This is a genomic window from Pseudomonas sp. MWU12-2029 (assembly GCF_023242425.1).
Taxonomy (GTDB): domain Bacteria; phylum Pseudomonadota; class Gammaproteobacteria; order Pseudomonadales; family Pseudomonadaceae; genus Aquipseudomonas; species Aquipseudomonas kribbensis.
Map to the genome: position 1 here is coordinate 247011 of NZ_JALJDY010000010.1, position 19242 is coordinate 266252.

16 protein-coding genes are annotated in these 19242 nt (G+C 61.4%); 6 read left to right on the plus strand and 10 right to left on the minus strand.

Going from position 1 to position 19242, the window contains the following annotated elements:
* Window positions 1-8: 8 nt before the first annotated feature.
* The 3 genes from M5B44_RS23835 to M5B44_RS23845 are packed head-to-tail and all read left to right on the plus strand — an operon-like array spanning window position 9 to window position 5472.
* A complete protein-coding gene (locus M5B44_RS23835) occupies window positions 9-1253 on the plus strand; it encodes an exonuclease SbcCD subunit D C-terminal domain-containing protein (RefSeq protein WP_248740696.1) in 1245 nt (414 codons plus the stop codon).
* Window positions 1250-4891, plus strand: coding sequence for an AAA family ATPase (locus tag M5B44_RS23840; protein ID WP_248740697.1), 3642 nt, complete (start codon window positions 1250-1252; stop codon window positions 4889-4891). The genes M5B44_RS23835 and M5B44_RS23840 overlap by 4 nt, the downstream gene beginning before the upstream one ends.
* Entirely contained in the window at window positions 4888-5472 is a 585-nt protein-coding gene (locus M5B44_RS23845; protein WP_248740698.1) for a glutathione S-transferase, read from the plus strand. Before M5B44_RS23840 ends, M5B44_RS23845 begins: the two co-directional genes overlap by 4 nt.
* Window positions 5473-5477: 5 nt before the next feature.
* On the opposite strand, the gene M5B44_RS23850 is transcribed toward M5B44_RS23845, so the two are convergent.
* The 8 genes from M5B44_RS23850 to M5B44_RS23885 form a co-directional block, all read right to left on the minus strand.
* Window positions 5478-5735, minus strand: a complete 258-nt coding sequence (locus M5B44_RS23850) for a hypothetical protein (RefSeq protein ID WP_248740699.1) — start codon at window positions 5733-5735, stop codon at window positions 5478-5480.
* On the minus strand, window positions 5732-5944 hold the full coding sequence (locus tag M5B44_RS23855) for a hypothetical protein (protein ID WP_248740700.1): 213 nt from the start codon (window positions 5942-5944) through the stop codon (window positions 5732-5734). Before M5B44_RS23855 ends, M5B44_RS23850 begins: the two co-directional genes overlap by 4 nt.
* A gap of 254 nt (window positions 5945-6198) precedes the next feature.
* Entirely contained in the window at window positions 6199-6378 is a 180-nt protein-coding gene (locus M5B44_RS23860) for a hypothetical protein (RefSeq protein ID WP_007941320.1), read from the minus strand.
* A gap of 156 nt (window positions 6379-6534) precedes the next feature.
* Window positions 6535-7710: a lactonase family protein gene (locus M5B44_RS23865; protein ID WP_248740701.1), complete on the minus strand. Its 1176-nt coding sequence runs from the start codon at window positions 7708-7710 to the stop codon at window positions 6535-6537.
* Entirely contained in the window at window positions 7707-8015 is a 309-nt protein-coding gene (locus tag M5B44_RS23870; RefSeq protein ID WP_085711602.1) for a DUF5629 family protein, read from the minus strand. The genes M5B44_RS23865 and M5B44_RS23870 overlap by 4 nt, the downstream gene beginning before the upstream one ends.
* Window positions 8016-8111: 96 nt before the next feature.
* Window positions 8112-9692 carry an aldehyde dehydrogenase (NADP(+)) gene (locus tag M5B44_RS23875; RefSeq protein WP_248740702.1) on the minus strand — a complete coding sequence of 527 codons (1581 nt, stop codon included), beginning with the start codon at window positions 9690-9692 and terminating at the stop codon, window positions 8112-8114.
* Window positions 9693-9701: 9 nt separating this feature from the next.
* Window positions 9702-10694 carry an AraD1 family protein gene (gene araD1 / locus M5B44_RS23880; protein ID WP_248740703.1) on the minus strand — a complete coding sequence of 331 codons (993 nt, stop codon included), beginning with the start codon at window positions 10692-10694 and terminating at the stop codon, window positions 9702-9704.
* A 22-nt stretch (window positions 10695-10716) separates the two neighbouring features.
* The gene (locus tag M5B44_RS23885) at window positions 10717-12039 is read right to left on the minus strand and encodes an MFS transporter (protein WP_248740704.1); all 1323 of its coding nucleotides are present in this window, start codon (window positions 12037-12039) and stop codon (window positions 10717-10719) included.
* A gap of 193 nt (window positions 12040-12232) precedes the next feature.
* On the opposite strand from M5B44_RS23885, the gene M5B44_RS23890 reads away from it, so the two are divergent.
* The gene (locus M5B44_RS23890) at window positions 12233-13969 is read left to right on the plus strand and encodes an IlvD/Edd family dehydratase (RefSeq protein ID WP_114883595.1); all 1737 of its coding nucleotides are present in this window, start codon (window positions 12233-12235) and stop codon (window positions 13967-13969) included.
* Window positions 13970-14094: 125 nt separating this feature from the next.
* Window positions 14095-14814: a FadR/GntR family transcriptional regulator gene (locus M5B44_RS23895; protein WP_248740705.1), complete on the plus strand. Its 720-nt coding sequence runs from the start codon at window positions 14095-14097 to the stop codon at window positions 14812-14814.
* 56 nt (window positions 14815-14870) lie between these two features.
* Here the strand turns inward: M5B44_RS23895 and M5B44_RS23900 are convergent, their stop codons facing one another.
* Window positions 14871-17255 (minus strand): efflux RND transporter permease subunit, encoded by a 2385-nt coding sequence (locus M5B44_RS23900; protein ID WP_085711332.1) that lies wholly within the window; start codon window positions 17253-17255, stop codon window positions 14871-14873.
* Between the two features lie 28 nt (window positions 17256-17283).
* Entirely contained in the window at window positions 17284-18312 is a 1029-nt protein-coding gene (locus tag M5B44_RS23905) for a WD40/YVTN/BNR-like repeat-containing protein (RefSeq protein WP_085711333.1), read from the minus strand.
* 325 nt (window positions 18313-18637) lie between these two features.
* Between M5B44_RS23905 and M5B44_RS23910 the strand changes: the two genes are divergently transcribed.
* Complete coding sequence (locus tag M5B44_RS23910) at window positions 18638-19228, plus strand: amino acid synthesis family protein (protein ID WP_248740706.1); 591 nt, start codon at window positions 18638-18640, stop codon at window positions 19226-19228.
* The last annotated feature ends 14 nt before the right edge of the window (window positions 19229-19242 follow it).

The following is a 19242-nucleotide window of genomic DNA, read 5'->3' on the forward strand; positions in this document are numbered from 1 at the left end:
AGTCAGCCTTGCGTCTGTTTCACACCTCCGACTGGCACCTTGGGCAGAACCTGCACGGCCAGGAGCGCGATTTTGAACACAGCTGTTTTCTCGAATGGCTGCTGCGCCAATTGAAGCTGGCGCAGCCGGACGTGCTGCTGATCGCCGGCGACATCTTCGACACGGTGAACCCGCCGGTCAAAGCCCAGGAACGCCTCTACGATTTCATCGTGAGCGCCCACGAGCAGCAGCCGTTGCTGACCATCGTGATGATTGCCGGCAACCACGATTCCGGCTCGCGGATCGAGTTGCCCGCGCCGTTGATGCGGCGTTTGCGTACCCATGCGTTGGGCCGGGTGTTGTGGCTGGACGACGGCCAGCTCGATTCGGAACGCCTGTTGTTGCCGCTGCCGAATGCGTCCGGCGAGATCGCCGCGTGGTGTCTGGCGCTGCCGTTCCTGCGCCCGGCCGAAGTGACCGGCGCACAGCTGGGCGACAACTATTTGCGCGGCATTGGGCAGGTGCATGAATGGTTGATCGAAGCGGCCAACGCCAGGCGCCAGCCAGGCCAGGCGCTGATCGCCATCAGCCACGCGCACATGGCCGGCGGCTCGGTGTCGGAAGACTCCGAACGCAGCCTGATCATTGGCAACGCCGAAGCCTTGCCCGCCAGCCTGTTCGGGCCGGGCATCAGCTATGTCGCCCTCGGCCATTTGCACAAGCCGCAGAAGGTCAATGGCGAAGAACGGATTCGCTACAGCGGCTCGCCGATTCCGTTGTCGTTTTCGGAAATCAGTTATCAGCACCAGATTCTCGACGTCGTGCTCGACGGAGAAACCCTGGTCAGCGTCGAGCCGATACTGATCCCCCGTTCCGTCAATCTGCAACGCCTCGGCCCTGCGCCGCTGGCGGAAATCCTGCTGCAACTGGCGGACCTGCCGAACATTGACCTGCTGGCCGAAACCCAGCGCCAGCCGTGGCTGGAAGTGCGCGTGACCCTCGACGAGCCGCAACCGGATCTGCGCCATCAAGTCGAAAGCGCCTTGCAAGGCAAGGCTGTACGACTGGTGCGAATCGCCGCCGAATACGCCGGCAACCGTGGCGCTGACAACGCCGAGGACGGCAGCGCGCTGATCGAGCTGGATCATCTCACCCCGCAGGAATTGTTCAGCCGCGCCTGGCTCGACAATTACGGCAACGAGGTCGATGAGCAAACCCTCAAGGACTTCGCCGAACTGCTGCAAGACGTACAAATGGAGGGCGAGCAGCCATGAAGATTCTCGCCATTCGTTTGAAGAACCTTGCTTCGCTGGCCGGCCCGTTCGAGATCGACTTCACCGCTGAACCGCTGGCCAGCGCCGGCCTGTTCGCCATCACCGGCCCCACCGGCGCCGGCAAAAGTACCCTGCTCGATGCCTTGTGCCTGGCGTTGTTCGGCGCAGTACCGCGTCTGAACAACACCGGACGTGACGCCAAGGTGCCGGACGCCGACGGCGAAATCGCCACCGGCGATCCGCGCACCCTGCTGCGGCGTGGTACGGGCGAAGGGTTTGCCGAGGTGGATTTCGTCGGCGTCGATGGCCGCCGTTATCGCGCGCGCTGGGAAGCCAACCGCGCCCGGGAAAAGGCCGGCGGCAAGTTGCAGGCCAGCCGCCAGAGCCTGCGCGACATCGATCAGGATCAACTGCTCGCCAGCCAGAAAGGCGAGTACAAGGTTCAACTCGAAGCCGCGCTGGGCCTGAACTTCGAACAGTTCACCCGCGCCGTGCTGCTGGCCCAGAGTGAGTTCAGTGCGTTCCTCAAGGCCGATGACAACGACCGCAGCGAACTGCTGGAAAAACTCACCGACACCGCGCTGTACACCCGCCTCGGCCGGCGCGCGTTCGACAAGACCAAAGAAGCCCGCGAAGCCCACAAGCAGTTGCAGGATCAAGCGACCGGCGTGACCCCGCTGCCGCCCGAGGCCCGCGCCGAACTCGACGAACGCTTCAATGCTGCCCAGCAGCAATTGAAGTTGCAGCAGGCCCAGCTCAAACAGCTTGAGCAGCAGCACACCTGGCTCAAGGATCTGCACCTGTTGCAGGACGCGCAGCAGGCAGCCGCCGAGCAACTGCAGAGCGCCGAACATGAGCGCGAAACGCTGGCCGGCGAACGCTTGCGACTGACGCGCCTTGAACAGCTCGCCCCGCAACGGCACCAGTTCGCCCGCAAGGCTGAAATCGACGCACGGCTGACGCCACTGGCGGCGCAAATCAGCGCGCACACCCAACAACAAGATGAGCTGACTGAACGTCAGGCTCAACTTGAACAAGACATGAGTGCTGTACAAATCGCCCTGACCGAAGCGCAGAAGCAACAGAGCGAAAGTGCGCCGCTGTTGCGCCAGGCCTTCGATGAGCAAAGCACCCTCGCCCGTCTGGCCAAGGATGTTGCTTCCGGCACCGAGGCAAAGCAGGCCGCCGAACAGGCCAGCACTGAGGGCCAAAGCGCAATCCAGACCCTGCTCGATCAGCAAAAGCAGGTTGCCGAGCGCCTCCAACGCATCGCCACCGATCTGGAGCAAAGCACTCATCTGGCACCGTTGAGCGAAGCCTGGAATGCCTACCGCGACCGTTTGCAGCAATTGATGCTGATCGGCAACCGGTTGAACAAGGGCGAAAGCGAGCTGGCGAATCTCGAACAGAACGCCGCCCGCGCCACCGAAGAACTGGCCACGCAAAAGCAGCAGCTTGAGGTGCTGTTCAAGGAGGCCGGCGCTGAGCCGGATGCCGTCGCCGAACAGATCGGCATCCTCGGCACTCTGCTGCAGGACAACCGCAAACAACTGCGCGCCGTCGAAGATCTGACGCGCCTGTGGGCCAGTCAGCAGGAACTGGACAAACGCAGTGCCGAGTTGCAACAGCGCCAGCTCGATGCGCAACAGGAACGCGAGCGCCTGACCCAGGACGGGGTGAAAACCAAGTCCGAACTCACCGTCGCCGAACAGACCCTCAACGTCACCCGTGAATTGCTCGAACGCCAGCGTCTGGCCCGCAGTGCCAGTGTCGAAGAACTGCGTGCGCAGTTGCAGGACGACCAGCCGTGTCCGGTCTGCGGCAGCAACGAGCATCCGTATCACCAACCGGAAGCCCTGCTGCAAAGCCTCGGTCGTCACGATGAAAGCGAACAGGCCAACGCGCAGCAAGCGGTCGATCAACTGAAGGAAAAACTCACCGAACTGCGTACCAGCGTCGGTGGCGTGATTGCTCAACAGAAAGAGTTGCTGCAACAACAGGAACAACTGGCGGTACAACAGCAAGCGCTGACGCCGAGCATCGAGTCTCATCCGCTGGCCGCACCGTTGCTGAGTCAGGACAGCGACAAGCGCGCTGCGTGGCTGACGCGCCAGAACGATCAACTGAACCAGAGCATCACCCAGGACGAACAGCGCCAGACCGCCCTGCTCACGCTGCAACAGGACGCGGCGCGCCTGACCCAGCAATTGCGTCACGCCGAAACCGCTCACCAGCAAGCGGCCCAGCATCTGAGCAATCAGCAGCGCGAGTTGGGCGCTGACCGCCAGCGTCTGGACGAAGAACTCGCAGCCTTCGCCACACTGCTGCCCTCCGAAACTCACGAAGCCCTGCGCGCCGAACCGGCCGCGACCTTCATGCAGCTTGACCGGCAGATTGCCGAGCGCCTGGCGCAAGTCGATCAGCAGAAGGAAGAGCTGGCCGAACAGCAACAACGCCAACAGACGCTCGAGAAGGAACAGGATCGTCAGCAGAGCCGTGTCCAGCAGCTGCAAACCGCTGAGCAACAGCTCAACGCGCTGACCGCTCAGCAACAGGCCAGCCAGGAGAAACTGGCGCAATTGCTGGGCGATCACAATTGTGCCGAGCACTGGCAGCAGCAGCTTGAACTCGCGGTGGAACAGTCGCGCAACGCAGAGTCCACCACGACACAGGCACTGCAAGGCGTGCGCACTCAACTCGTGCAAATCTCCGCCGAACTCAAAGCGCAGCAAGAACGTTTGCAGGCACTGGAAACCGAAGACCGCGATCTGGCCGGCAAGATTGCCGACTGGCGCGCTCGCCATCCAGAACTGGATGACGGCGGTCTCGAAGATCTGTTGCGGGTCGATGACGCGCAGGTCGGCGAGTTGCGCGAGCGTTTGCAGCGCAACGAAAAAGCCCTGGAACACGCCAAAGTGCTGTTGCAGGAACGCGATCGCCAGTTGCTCGAACATCAGGCGCAACACAACGGCAACCTTGAAGCCGAACAACTCGCCGCCACCCTCGCCGACTTGCAGAACCAGTGCGGCGTCAGCGAACAGCTCTGCGCCGAGCTGCGTGCCGAGCAAGTCGAGGATCAGCGCCGGCAGAATGCCAATTCCGCGCTGGCGCAGCAGATCGCCGACGCCTATGCCGAGTATCAGCGCTGGGCGCGGCTCAATGCCTTGATCGGTTCGGCCACCGGTGACACCTTCCGCAAGATCGCCCAGGCCTACAACCTCGACCTGCTGGTGCATCACGCCAACGCGCAACTGCGGCAACTGGTCAAACGCTATCGCCTCAAACGCGGCGGCAGCATGCTCGGTCTGCTGGTGATGGACACCGAAATGGGCGACGAACTGCGCTCGGTGCATTCGCTGTCCGGCGGTGAAACCTTCCTGGTGTCGCTGGCTCTTGCATTGGGTCTGGCCTCGATGGCGTCGAGCACGTTGAAGATCGAATCGCTGTTCATCGATGAAGGCTTCGGCAGCCTCGATCCGGAATCCCTGCAACTGGCCATGGACGCCCTCGACGGTTTGCAGGCACAGGGGCGCAAGGTCGCGGTGATTTCCCACGTGCAGGAAATGCACGAGCGGATTCCGGTGCAGATTCAGGTACAGCGTCAGGGCAATGGTTTGAGCACACTGGAGGTGAAATGAACACGCTGTATTCGTTCCGCCGCTGCCCGTACGCAATGCGCGCGCGGATGGCCCTGCGTTATTCGGGCGTGCCGGTGGACATCGTCGAAGTCAGCCTCAAGGCCAAACCGGCGGAGATGCTGGCGATCTCGCCCAAGGGCACGGTGCCGGTGCTGGATGCCGGTGGTCAGGTGATCGATGAGAGCCTGGAAATCATGCGCTGGGCGCTGGCGCAGAATGATCCGGATAACTGGTTGCTGGGTGACGATTCAAGGATTGCCGAGTTGATCGAAGCCAACGATCAAGTGTTCAAGGTGCATTTGAATCGCTACAAGTACGCCGAGCGTTATCCGGAACAACCGATGGAGGTTTATCGCGCCGAAGGTGCGTTGTTCCTGCAGAGGCTGGATGAGTTGCTCGAAGACCACGACTACTTGTTGACCGATCATCCTTGCCTGGCCGATATCGCGCTGCTGCCCTTCGTCCGCCAGTTCGCCCATGTTGATCGTGACTGGTTTGCGACAACACCTTATGAAAGATTGCAGGCGTGGTTACAACGCTTTCTTGAGTCGGATCTGTTCACCGCCATCATGAAAAAGTAAGCGCCTTACGCCAGCACCTGGCACATGCCGATGGCCGAGCAATCCACTTGGAACGGTCCGAAAAAACTCGCTTCGTTTTTCACCGGTGGATTGCCGGCCAGCAGCCCCAGCGCATTGGCCCGTTCGATGTTGTGGGCGATGGTGTGGTTGGCCTCTATGGCCCGGGCCAGCCCGCCGACCGAGCCCTGGCCGAACCCCAACAGGGACGCGCCATTGGTCATGATCGCCAGACCGGCGATGACCCAGAATCTGTAGCCTTTCATGCTCCGACGGCTCCCGCGAGTTCAACGGAATCCACCGCTGCGTTTTGCGAGCGAAGTTCGAACTGGACGCCGGGATGCGCGACCTGGATCGGCGCATCGAAGCTGTGTTGCGACTGGGACGCGAGGCTGACGAACAGCACCATGACCAGGTACAGACCGATGGCCAGATAGGCGCCGCGTTTGGCGGAAGTGATGATTGAACTGGCCATGATGTGTGCTCCGTGGACAATGTTTCGACGCCCACAGAATCAATCAAAAAAGCCGTGGCAACCACTCAGCGTTTGCCATAGTAACCATCAGCTTCGTTGATTATTTAGCCGGTCTATCTCGCCGTTTGAAAAAGTCTATCGCCTGACAATACACACGCAAAAAACTGCCCAAGGCTGCGATCTTTTGATTTTGCTTTTGATAAACAAGATCAAAGGATCGCAGCCTTGGGCAGTTCCAGGGCGTGACGGAAATTTCAGTGTTGGGCTTTGTGATCCAGTGCGGCATAGAAGTTGGCGCTCTGTTGCAGGTATTTCTGGGTGTAGCTCTGGGTGTGGGATTTTTTGTCGCTGATTTCAACGTTGGCGCTGGCTGGCAGAGCAACGGTGGCAGAGATGGCAGAAGCGGCGATAACGGAGAAGAGATTGAAGTTCATGGCGGTAACCCTCGAGTTCGGTTGGCTTGCTTGCCCGGTTGGGCCGTGAAGCAAACTTAACGCTCGAGGGTTGCTGCGTTGAAATGCTTTGCACCATTACCTGTTATCAGCAGGATTAATACAAAGCGTCAGGCCCCGTAGACCGGGGCCTGCGGCTTATTGACGCACGAGAAACTTGAGGTCGCTCGGGGCGTCCATCGGCAGTTTTTGCACGGTTTTTCCGAGCAGACCGGTCTTGCCGTCGCGTTCGACCACGACAATCTGGTTGCTCTTCTGGTTGGCGATCAGCAGGAATTTGCCGCTCGGATCGAGGCTGAACTCACGCGGGTGATCGCCTTCCACCGAACGTCGCTGCAGTTCCTTGAGCTGGCCGCTGGCCGGGTCGATGGCGAACACCAGCAGCTGATTGGCAGTGCCACGGTTGCTGACGTAGAGGAATTTGCCGTCGGAGGACGCGTGCAGCGCCGCAGCGGCTTTGTCCGACGTCGGCTGGCCCGCCGCCAGATCAACCATTTGCGTCTGGGTCAGCACGCCGTCCTTGTAATCGAACACGGCAACCTGGGCGCTCATCTCCATGGTCAGCCAGGCATGTTTGCCGTCAGCGCTGAACAGCAGATGACGCGGCCCGCTGCCCGGAGGCAGTTGCACCGAAGCGGTTTTCGCCGGAGTCAGCGGCAGGTCCGGATTGGCTTTCGGGTCGAACTGGTAGACGAAGACTTTGTCTGCACCCAGGTCGTTGGAGAACACATAACGGCCATCCGGCGAGGAAATCGTCGAGTGCACGTGGTTCGAGGCCTGACGCTCGGGATTGACCCGGCTAGCCGGGTGCGCGCTCATCTGCACCACCGGTTTGAGCTTGCCGTCGCTGCCCACCGGCAACACCGCGAGGGTGCCGCCCGGATCTTCAACCACCGAGTAGTTGCTGACGAACAGATGGCTTGCATCGCCGCTGAGGCTCGAATGGGTAGGCTCGTTGCCCAGGCTCTGCACCTGATTGATCAGGGTCAGGGCGTGGGTCTTGGGATCGATCGAATAACTGCTGACGCGACCGACCGGGTCTTTCTGGCCCGGGCCGTTTTCGTTGACCACGAACACCCGGTGCTGATCCTTGGACAGGGTCAGCCACGACGGGTTTTCGCTCTTGATCACCTGCAGCGGTTTGGCGTCGATCTGGCCGGTGGCGCTGTCGAAGTTCATCCGGTAGAGGCCCTGGCTGGTGCCGGCAGTGTAGGAGCCGACCAGCAACTGGAAGCTTTCGGCCGAGGCACTGGACAGGCCCATCGCACCGACGCTGCCGGCCATCAGCAACGGCCAGAATTTACGCATGTTCATTCGGTTTCATCCTCGTCGTCGGCGCTGCTGAGTACATCACCGAGGCAGACCAGACGGTGTTCGCCGACGGTTTTGGTGTCGCTGGCAAAACCGATGATCAACCAGCTCTGCAGGTCCTGGTCGAACGTCGCCGCTTCAACCTGGGCCGGTGTGAACTCCCAATGCTTGGCCGTCCGGCCATCGATGCACTCGATATGCAGGTTGTCGTCTTCATCGAGGGCGAATTCGAAGGCGTGCAGGCCGTCGATTTCGACCATACCGCAGTGTTCGAGGGCGTTGAGAAGGGTGTCTGGTACGGCAGTCATGTCGATCATGTCTTTCAGGGGGAAAGTGGCAATGATAGCTCAATGTGGCCGCCGGGCCTCAGGGGAGCTTGTCCACACAAGGCCCGGCGATTCGGCTTAGAGCGCTTCGCGTGAAGGCTTGCCGTCGACCAGCCGCTGAATCCGCAGCGGGTTGGCGTTTTTCAACGGGTCCGGCAGCATGCTGTCGGGGTAGTTCTGGAAGCACACCGGGCGCAGGAAACGATCGATGGCCAGGGTGCCGACCGAGGTGCCACGGGCGTCGGACGTCGCCGGATACGGCCCGCCGTGAACCATCGAATCACACACCTCGACACCGGTCGGATAACCGTTGAGCAGGATCCGCCCGACCTTCTGCTCCAGCAACGGCGTCAGTTCCGGGAACTGCACGAAATCTGCCGGTTCACCGATGAGGGTCGCCGTGAGCTGACCATGCAGCCTCAGCAGCGCCGCACTCAATTGCGTCTGATCCGCCACTTCGACGACCACCGTGGTCGGGCCGAACACTTCTTCCTGCAGCACTTCATCGCCATTGATCAACAGACTGGCATCGGCCCTGAACAACTGCGGCTGCGCCTGATTGCCCTGCTGCGGGTTGCCGGCCAGATGCTCGATGCCGGCGTGCGCCAGGAGTTTTTCCAGACCCTTGCCGTAGCTGCCAAGGGTCCCGGCATTGAGCATGGTTTGCGCCGGTTGATCGCTGATCAGCGCAGCGACTTGCTCGACGAACGCCGTGAACTGCGGCGAACGAATGCCGATCACCAGGCCCGGGTTGGTACAGAACTGACCGCAGCCCTGCACCACCGATGCCGTGAGATCGCGAGCGACAGTTTCCGAACGCACGGCCATGGCCTGGGGCAATACGATCACCGGGTTGATGCTGGACATCTCGGCGAACACCGGGATCGGCTGTGGACGCGCAGCGGCCATGTCGCACAGTGCCCGTCCGCCCTTCAGCGAACCGGTAAAGCCGACGGCTTGAATGGCGGGATGCTTGACCAGCCACTCGCCGACGCCACCGCCGTAGATCATGTTGAACACACCGGCCGGCATCGCGGTTTTTTCCGCCGCCCGAATCACCGCGTCAGCCACGAATTCGGCCGTGGCCATATGGCCGCTGTGGGCCTTGAACACCACCGGGCAACCGGCAGCCAGCGCCGACGCGGTATCGCCACCAGCGGTGGAAAATGCCAGCGGAAAATTGCTCGCGCCGAACACCGCCACCGGGCCGAGGCCGATGCGGTACTGACGCAGATCGGGGCGCGGCAGCGGCTGGCGATCCGGCAGCGGCAGGTCGATGCGCGCGCCGTAGAAATCACCGCGCCGCAGGACTTTGGCAAACAGCCGCATCTGGCCGCTGGTGCGACCACGCTCACCCTGAATCCGCCCGGCAGGCAACGCGGTCTCACGGCAGACCACCGCGACGAAATCATCGCCGAGCGCATCCAGCTCATCGGCGATGGCATCGAGAAATTGCGCGCGTCGTTCAGAGCTCAAGCTGCGATAGGCCGGGTAGGCAGAAGCGGCAGCTTTGGCGGCGGCGTCCACTTCCTCCTGCGTCGCCTGAATGAAATCGTGAGGCAGCGCCTCGCCCGTCGTGGCGTCGATGCTCTGCAACTTGACGCTGCCCGCAGCGCTGCGACGGCCGCCGATGTAGTTGTGACCGAGAATCTGAGTCATGGGATCTCCTTAAAGGGTGCCGATGCTGTCCGGTAGGAAAACGGCTTCAACCGGGGCGATGCCGTTGACCAGCGGCGCGCCGAATTCGGCCTGGCTGATCTCGAACACATCGCCAGGCTGAGTGCGGACGCCATCGGCGAACGACAGGGTCGCGGTGCCGAAGAAATGAATGTGCACGTCGCCCGGACGCAGGAACTGGATGTACTTGAAGTGGTGGTATTCGAGGTTCGCCAGGCTGTGGCACATGTTGGCCTCGCCGCTGAGGAACTCGTTCTGCCACAGCACTTCGCCGTCGCGCAGGATGCGGCTGGTGCCGGCCAGATGTTGCGGCAACTCACCGACGCGCAGCTCCGGGCCGTAGCTGCAACTGCGCAGTTTGGAGTGGGCCAGATACAGGTAGTTCTTGCGCTCCATGACGTGATCGGAAAATTCGTTGCCCACCGCGAACCCGAGGCGATACGGCTTGCCGTCGTGGCCAATAACGTAGAGGCCGGCCATCTCCGGTTCTTCGCCGGCGTCTTCGGCAAACGGTGGCAGCGGGAACGGCTGACCGGGACGCACGACAATGCTGCCATCGCCCTTATAGAACCATTCCGGTTGCACCCCGGCCTGCCCCGCCGCCGGTTTTCCGCCCTCCACGCCCCACTTGAAGATGCGCATGGTGTCGGTCATCGCCGCTTCGTCGCCGGCCTGCTGGTGCATCTTGTCCCGGGCCGAGGCGCTGCCGAGGTGCGTGAGGCCGGTACCGCTGACCAGCAGGTGCGCCGGGTCCGGGTGATCCAGCGGCGGCAGGACGCGCAGGTCTTTGAGCAACTGCGCGTAATCGTGGCTGATGCCGAGGCCGAGGGTTTGCACTTGCTGCGCCAATGTACTGCCGGCCTCGATCGCCGCCAGTGCCAGATCACGAACCGTGCGCGCATCCTGCACTTCGCGCACCAGACCGCCCTCGACCACCCCGACACGGCGCTCGCCGTTACTTAATTCGAATTGAACCAGATGCATGATGTTCTCCTGTTGAAACAAATCAGGTGCGCGTCGCACCGCGTGCACTCGCCGCAAATTGCTCGACCGGCAGCACATGCTTGCGCTCCAGCAAGCGATAGACGACGCCCGTCAGAACCAGCCCGAACACCATCACCCCGGACAGGAAGTACAGGCCCGAAGCGAGGTTGCCGGTGTATTCCTTCAACGCGCCGATCACGAACGGTCCGATGTAACCGCCGAGGTTGCCCACCGAGTTGATCAAGGCAATGCCCGCCGCCGCACTGGCGCCGGCAAAGAACCGCCCCGGCAGCGTCCAAAACACCGCCGTGCAGGAAAACAGCGCGAACGCCACCAGACACAACGCCGCCAGTTGCGCCACCGGCAACGACAGCCAGGCGCTGAGGAACAGGCCAAGGGCGCCAAGCACGTAAAGCACCGCCAGATGCCCGTAGCGATCATTCATGCGGTCGGAACTGCGCGGCACGATCAGCAACCCGACGATGCCGAAGATGTATGGCACCGATGACACGAAACCGGTCACCAGATCGCTGCCGCCGAACTGTTTGATCAGAGTCGGCAGCCACAGGCCAAGTCCGTAGATGCTCAGGGTCACCGGCAGATAGAACAGCGCCAGCAACAACACACGTTTGTCTTTCAGCGCATGCAGCGGATTGCCGTGGCGGGTCTGGCCGTACTCCTGCAGATCCTTTTTCAGCTCACCGGTCAGCCAGTCTTTCTCGGCCTGGTCCATCCATGTCACTTGCTGCGGACCGTCCGGCAGCCAGCGCAATACCGGCCAGGTCAGCAGGATCGCCGGGGTGCCGATGACGATGAACAGCCACTGCCAGCCGTGCAGACCGAGAATGCCGTCCATGCCCAGCAGGCCGCCGGACACGGGGCCGGTGATCATCATCGCGATGGGCTGGGAAAGGATGAACAGCCCGAGGATCTTGCCGCGATGGCGCACCGGGAACCATTGGGTGATGTAGTACAGAACGCCGGGAAAGAACCCCGCCTCCGCCGCGCCGAGCAAAAAGCGCATCACGTAGAAACTGTGCGGGCCCTGGACGAAGGCCATGCCGATGGTGATCGCGCCCCAGGTGATCATGATCCGCGCAAACCAGCGCCGCGCGCCGAAGCGTTCGAGCATCAGGTTGCTGGGGATCTCAAGCAGAAAGTAGCCAATGAAAAACAGCCCGGCACCGAGGCCGTAGGCGGCATCGCCGATGCCGATGTCGGCGCCCATGTGCAGCTTGGCGAAGCCGACGGCGGAGCGATCCACATAGGCGATCAGGTACAGCAGGATCAGGAAGGGAATCAGTTTCAGCGTGATGCGCCGGACAAGCCGCAGTTCCTGGCTCATGGGATCGGTCTCCGATTGTTGTTTTTATGGAACCTCGGGGGACGCCTCTCACGGAAAACCGCCAGGGCCATCCCTCCGTCGAAAACGACTATATAGTAATACTAATTACCCAACAACACTTCCAAACCGTCGATTTTGCGCTTATGTTTAGCCGAAGCTCGCAAACAATAGTCTTACAATAAGAGAATCGATCATGTCTGATAAGCAACCCACCCTGCGCTCCGCCCAATGGTTTGGCACGGCCGACAAGAACGGCTTCATGTACCGCAGCTGGATGAAGAATCAGGGCATCGCCGACCATCAGTTCCACGGCAAGCCGATCATCGGCATCTGCAACACCTGGTCGGAGCTGACACCGTGCAACGCGCACTTCCGCCAAATCGCGGAGCACGTCAAACGCGGTGTGATCGAGGCCGGCGGCTTTCCGGTGGAATTCCCGGTGTTCTCCAACGGCGAATCAAACCTGCGCCCGACCGCCATGCTCACCCGCAACCTGGCGAGCATGGACGTCGAGGAAGCGATTCGCGGCAACCCGATTGACGGCGTGGTGTTGCTGACCGGTTGCGACAAGACCACGCCGGCGTTGTTAATGGGTGCGGCCAGTTGCGACGTACCGGCTATCGTTGTCACCGGCGGGCCGATGCTCAATGGCAAGCACAAGGGCAAGGACATCGGCTCTGGCACCGTGGTCTGGCAGCTCAGCGAACAGGTCAAGGCCGGCACCATCACCATCGACGACTTCCTGGCGGCCGAGGGCGGCATGTCCCGCTCGGCCGGCACCTGCAACACCATGGGCACCGCGTCGACCATGGCCTGCATGGCCGAAGCACTGGGCACATCCCTGCCCCACAACGCGGCGATTCCAGCAGTAGATGCGCGGCGTTACGTGCTGGCGCACATGTCCGGCATGCGTGCGGTGGAAATGGTTCGGGAAGACTTGAAGCTGTCGAAGATCCTGACCAAAGAGGCCTTTGAAAACGCGATCCGGGTCAACGCAGCGATTGGCGGTTCGACCAACGCGGTGATTCACCTCAAAGCCATCGCCGGACGTATCGGCGTCGAACTGGATCTGGACGACTGGACCCGCATCGGTCGCGGCATGCCGACCATTGTCGACCTGCAACCGTCCGGGCGCTTCCTGATGGAAGAGTTCTACTACGCCGGCGGCTTGCCGGCTGTACTGCGCCGCCTCGGCGAGGCCAATCTGATTCCGAATCCGGACGCGCTGACCGTCAACGGCAAATCCATTGGCGAGAACACCAAGGATGCACCGATCTACGGCGAAGACCAAGTGATCCGCACTCTCGACAACCCGATCCGTGCTGACGGCGGGATCTGCGTGTTGCGCGGCAACCTGGCGCCACTGGGCGCAGTGCTCAAGCCATCTGCCGCCACGCCGGAACTGATGCAGCACCGTGGCCGCGCCGTGGTGTTCGAGAACTTCGACATGTACAAGGCGCGGATCAACGACCCGGAACTGGACGTCGATGCGAACTCGATTCTGGTGATGAAAAACTGCGGGCCGAAGGGTTATCCGGGCATGGCCGAAGTCGGCAACATGGGCTTGCCGGCCAAGCTGCTGGCCCAAGGTGTGACGGATATGGTGCGCATCTCCGACGCACGCATGAGCGGCACGGCGTACGGCACCGTGGTCTTGCACGTCGCCCCGGAAGCGGCGGCCGGCGGGCCGTTGGCGGTGGTGAAGGAAGGCGACTGGATCGAGCTGGACTGCGCCAGCGGGCGTCTGCACCTGGATATTCCGGACGCCGAACTGGCGGCGCGCATGGCGGATCTGCAACCGCCACAGCAGTTGTTGGTGGGCGGGTATCGTCAGTTGTATATCGACCATGTGCTGCAAGCGGATCAGGGGTGTGATTTTGATTTCCTGGTCGGTTGCCGTGGTGCTGAGGTCCCTCGACACTCCCATTAACAACGCCATCCACTGTGGGAGCTGGCTTGCCAGCTCCCACATTTGCTTTGTGTATCTGCCTCAAGATTGTGTGGTGCCTGCTATGATGCGCGGCATCTCCATCGCTCAGGATCGTGCCGTTCCCCATGGATTACCGCAAACCTTCCGACCGTAAAAGCATGCACTCGCGCATCGTCCAGGAACTGGGCATGCAGATCGTCTCCGGCCGTTTTCTGCCTGACGACAAACTGCCCGCCGAAGCCTTGCTCTGCGAGGAATACGCGGTCAGTCGGCCGGTGTTGCGCGAAGCCACGCGGGTGTTGGTGGCCAAGGGGCTGGTGTACTCGAAGCCGCGGGTCGGCACCGTGGTCAAGCCGCGCCGCGAATGGCACATGCTCGACCCGGACGTGCTGCACTGGCTGATGCAAAGCAGCCCGCAGAATGAATTCTTCAATGTGCTGACCAGTGTGCGCAGCATCATCGAACCGGCCGCCGCCGCCCTCGCCGCCCAGCACGCTACGGATGCCGACATCGCGTCGATTGCCGAGGCTTACCAACGCATGGAAGCCGCGCCGACCCCGGAAGCCTTGCTGCAACCGGATCTGGATTTCCACAGCCGCATTGCCGATGCGACCCACAACGACTTGCTGGCTAACCTGTGCAACATGCTGTCGGTGGCGATTGCCGAGGCGTTGAAGCATTCCAACCAGCGGCCGAATCTGCATGAACTGGCGTTGCCTCGGCACAAGGCGATTCTCACCGCGATCGAAAATCGTGATGCGTTGGGGGCTAGGCATGCGACGTTGGTGCAGTTGGATGATGCGCGGAGTGCGTTGAGTGTTGTGCTCGGCACCGAACTGTCCTGAAGACATAAAAAAGCCGCAACCCTTGGGTTGCGGCTTTTTCGTTTCAGGCTCGCCGATCAGTGGGCAAACAACGAATTGCCCTTCTGCCCCGCCAGTTTCTCAGGCTTGATCAGGAACTTGGCCAGTGCCGGCAGCAGCCACAGCGCACCAAACATGTTCCACAGCAGCATGAAGGTCAGCATCAGGCCCATGTCGGCCTGGAACTTGATCGCCGAGAAGATCCAGGTGCACACGCCGATGGCCAGGCACAGACCGGTGAACAGCACCGCCTTACCGGTGGATTTCAGGGTCTGGTAATAGGCTTCCTGCAACGGCAAACCAGCACGCAGGAAACTTTCCAGACGGCTGTAGATGTAAATGCCGTAGTCCACGCCGATCCCCACGCCCAGCGCCACCACCGGCAAGGTTGCGACCTTGACGCCGATGCCCATGAACGCCATCAGCGCGTTGCCCAGTACCGAGGTCAGCACCAGCGGCAGCACGATGCACAGGGTCGCCGCCCAGGAGCGGAAGGTGATCATGCACATCACCGCCACGCAGATGTACACCAGAATCAGGATGGTCAGTTCAGCCTGCTTGATGACTTCATTGGTGGCCGCTTCGATCCCGGCGTTACCCGCCGCAAGGATGAATTCCAGACCGTCCTTGTTGTTGTCCTTGGCGAATTCCTGCACGGCTTTCACCGCACGGTCCAGGGTTTCCGCCTTGTGATCGTTGAGGAACACCAGCACCGGCGCCAGCGAGCAACTGTTGTTGTACAGGCCATCGGCACGGGCGATGGAGTTGTTCAGCACGTCCGGGTTGCGCGACAGGGTTTCCCATTTCAGGTTGCCCTCGTTCATGCCTTTGATCATCTGCTTGGACACGGTCACCAGCGAGATCGCCGACTGCACGCCCTCGGTGTTCTGCATCTTCCACATCAGCTCATCGATCGGCGCCATCGCTTCATAGCGCGAGCAGCCTTCGGACTTGGTCTTGACCATCACCACCAGTACGTCGGAGCTCGTGGAGTAGTTGTTGATGATGAAGTTGTTGTCCTTGTTGTAGCGCGAGTCCGGACGCAGTTCCGGCGCGCCCTGATCAAGGTCGCCGATCTTCAGGTTCTGGCTGTACCAGAGGCCGCCACCGAAGGCGATCAGCGCCAGCGCGATGGACACCGGTGCGACTTTCGGGCTGGCGAAATTCGACAGCAGGCGCCAGAACGGATGTTCGCGGTTCGCGTCCTTCTTGCTCTTGGCGATGGCGCGCTTGCTGATGCCGACATAGGAAATCGCCACCGGCAGCAGGATCAGGTTGGTGAACACGATCACCGCCACGCCGATGGACGCGCCGATGGCCAGTTCACGGATCACGCCGATGTCGATGATCAGCAGTGTGATGAAGCCCACCGCATCCGCGAGAATCGCGATCATCCCCGGCAGGAACAGTTGCCGGAAGGTGCGCCGCGCCGCAGTCAGCGCGTTATCCGCCTCGCTCGATTGCAGGGCGATACCGTTGATCTTCTGCACGCCGTGGGAAATCCCGATGGCGAAGATCAGGAACGGCACCAGCATCGAATACGGATCGAGACCGAAACCGAAAAAGTGCATCAACCCCAGTTGCCAGACCACCGCCACCAGCGTGGTGCTCAATACCGCCACGGTACTGCGCAGGCAGTTGGTGAACCACAGCAGCAGGATCAGGGTGATGACGAACGCGATGCCGAAGAACATCACCACCATCACCAGACCATCAATCAAGTCACCGACCTTCTTGGCGAAACCGACGATGTGGATCTTGACGTTGGGGTTCTGCGCTTCGAACTTGTTGCGGATCTTGTCTTCGAGCTCATGGGAGAACTGGCGGTAGTCCAGCGCCAGCAACTTGCCCTGGTCCTGCGGGTCCGGGTAGGACTCCAGCAGCGGGATGTCGACGATGCTCGACTTGAAGTCGTTGGCCACCAGACGCCCGACCTGACCCGACTTGAGCACGTTGTTGCGCAGCATGTCGAGGCTGTCCTGGGAGCCGTCGTAGCTCTGCGGAATCACTTCACCGCCGGCGAAACCTTCCTCGGTCACTTCGGTCCAGCGCACGCTCGGGCTCCACAGCGACTTCAGGCCGGAACGGTCGACGCCGGAGATGTAGAACACCTCGTCGTTGATCTGGCGCAGGGTCTCCATGTACTCCTTGGAGAAGATGTCACCGTCCTTGGCTTCCACCGAAATGCGCACGGTGTTGCCCAGGTTCGTCAGATCGTTGCGGTGCTCCATCATCTTCTCGATGAACGGATGCTTGAGCGGGATCATTTTTTCGAAACTGGTGGACGGGCGGATCAGCGTCGCCTGCCAGAACAGGAAAATGCTGACCAGCAGGCAGATCACGATCACTGCCGGGCGATTGTTGAAGATCAGGCGTTCGAGGAACGTCGCCTTGTCCTGATGATGAGTGCTCAAGGAAGTCATAGCCCCGCCTTCTTATTATTGATTCGGCTCATTTGCCCAGCTCGGTGCCGTTTGGCGTGGTGGTGTGGACGCCACCCTGCCCGCTCAGGATCAGGTTGCCGTTGCCGGCGGCGGTGACCGACGACAGCGAGATACGATCCGGGCGGTTGAACACGCTGAAGGTTTCACCGTTGTCGCTGCTGCTGATCACCGTGCCGCCGTTGCCGACGATGATGATGGAGCCGTCGTCGAGCCGCGTGGCGCCGGACAGGCCGAACTCCAGGGCGCCGCGCGCAGCCTTGAGTTCGACCTGCTGCCAGGTGCTGCCGAAATCGGTGGAGCGGTAGAGGTTGCCGCGCAGCCCGTAGGCCAGCAGCGTGGAAGGCTGGGCGGTGCCGATCACACCGAACAGCGAGCCTTGATACGGGCCTTCGATTTTTTCCCAGGTCTGGCCCCAGTCGGCGGAGCGGAACATAGCGCCCTGCTCGCCCACGATGAACAGCCCGGCGTCCTTGACGGCGGCGATGGCGTTGAGGTGGAACTGGTCCTGGTTGTCGAGGCGGTCGCTGACGTCTTGCCAGTTTTTGCCACCGTCGGTGGTTTCCAGCAACGCGCCGTAGGCCCCCACGGCCAGGCCGTTGTTGAGGTCCTTGAACCAGAGGTCGAGCAGCGGCGATTCGCGCTTGAGGTCTTCGAACTGTTTGGTCCAGGTCTGGCCGCCGTCTTCGCTGGCGAGGATCTGCGCGTCATGGCCGACGGCCCAGCCGTGCTTGTCGTCGACGAAATACACGGCCGTCAGCAACTGGCGGCTCGGCACCTTGGCCTGAGTCCAGGACTTGCCCTGGTCGTCGGAGTAGAGAATGTGCCCGCGATCCCCGACCGCCACCAGCCGTGAACCGGCGTGAACGACATCGAGCATCAGGCTTTTCGGGGCCTTGGCCGATTCGATGGCGTAGACCACGTCGGCGGGCGCTTCGGCAGCCAGGACAGGCGCCGACAAGGTGGCAAAGCCCAGCAGAGAGAGTGCTGTGGCCAGCAACGCGGTGTTGCGTAACGCCGGCGGGCGGCAACGACTCATAGACCTTCCCCTATTTATTATTGTTAGGCCATTCGGCCTTCAAGGGCGCCGCAAGTGTGCTCCGGCGACGGCTGGTCAGAAGCATAGTCCTGAAACCCGCAATCCAGAGCCACTTCGGAAGCTGGCTCATCCTATCGGGCATTCGAAACGTCTGACAATCGGCGCAACGTTATCTTTTGTTAACCGAAAGGGATTACAGCGGCGGCTGAATGCGCGGGCATTCGTCCGACTGATGGACGGGAATCTTGCGTGGGGGACTTGCACGATCGGTATTATGGTATACCATCAGACGCACAGACACTCTTTATCCCCTACGGAGCAGCTCATGAGTTTCGAAATTCGCAAGATCGTCAGCTATGTCGAAGAGACCTTCATTGAAGGCGGCAAGGCTTCCGACACCCCGGTGACCATGGTGGGCCTGGCCGTCGTGATGAAAAACCCGTGGGTCGGCAACGGCTTTGTCGAGGATCTCAAGCCGCAGATCCGCGCCAACTGCTCCGACCTCGGCGCGATGATGGTCGAGCGTCTGGTGGGCATCATCGGCGGCGCCGAAAAGATCGAGGCTTACGGCAAGGCTGCGGTGGTCGGTGCCAATGGCGAGATCGAACACGCCTCGGCGGTGATCCACACCCTGCGCTTCGGCAATCACTACCGCGAAGCGGTCAAGGCCAAGAGCTACCTGAGCTTCACCAACAAGCGCGGCGGTCCGGGTACTTCGATTCAGATCCCGATGATGCACAAGGACGACGAAGGTCTGCGCTCGCACTACATCACCCTGGAAATGCAGATAGAAGACGCCCCGCGCGCCGACGAAATCGTCGTGGTGCTCGGTTGCGCCGACGGTGGTCGCCTGCATCCGCGCATCGGCAACCGCTACATCGATCTGGAAGAACTGGCCGCCGAAAAAGCCCAGTAATCACAATAAAAAGG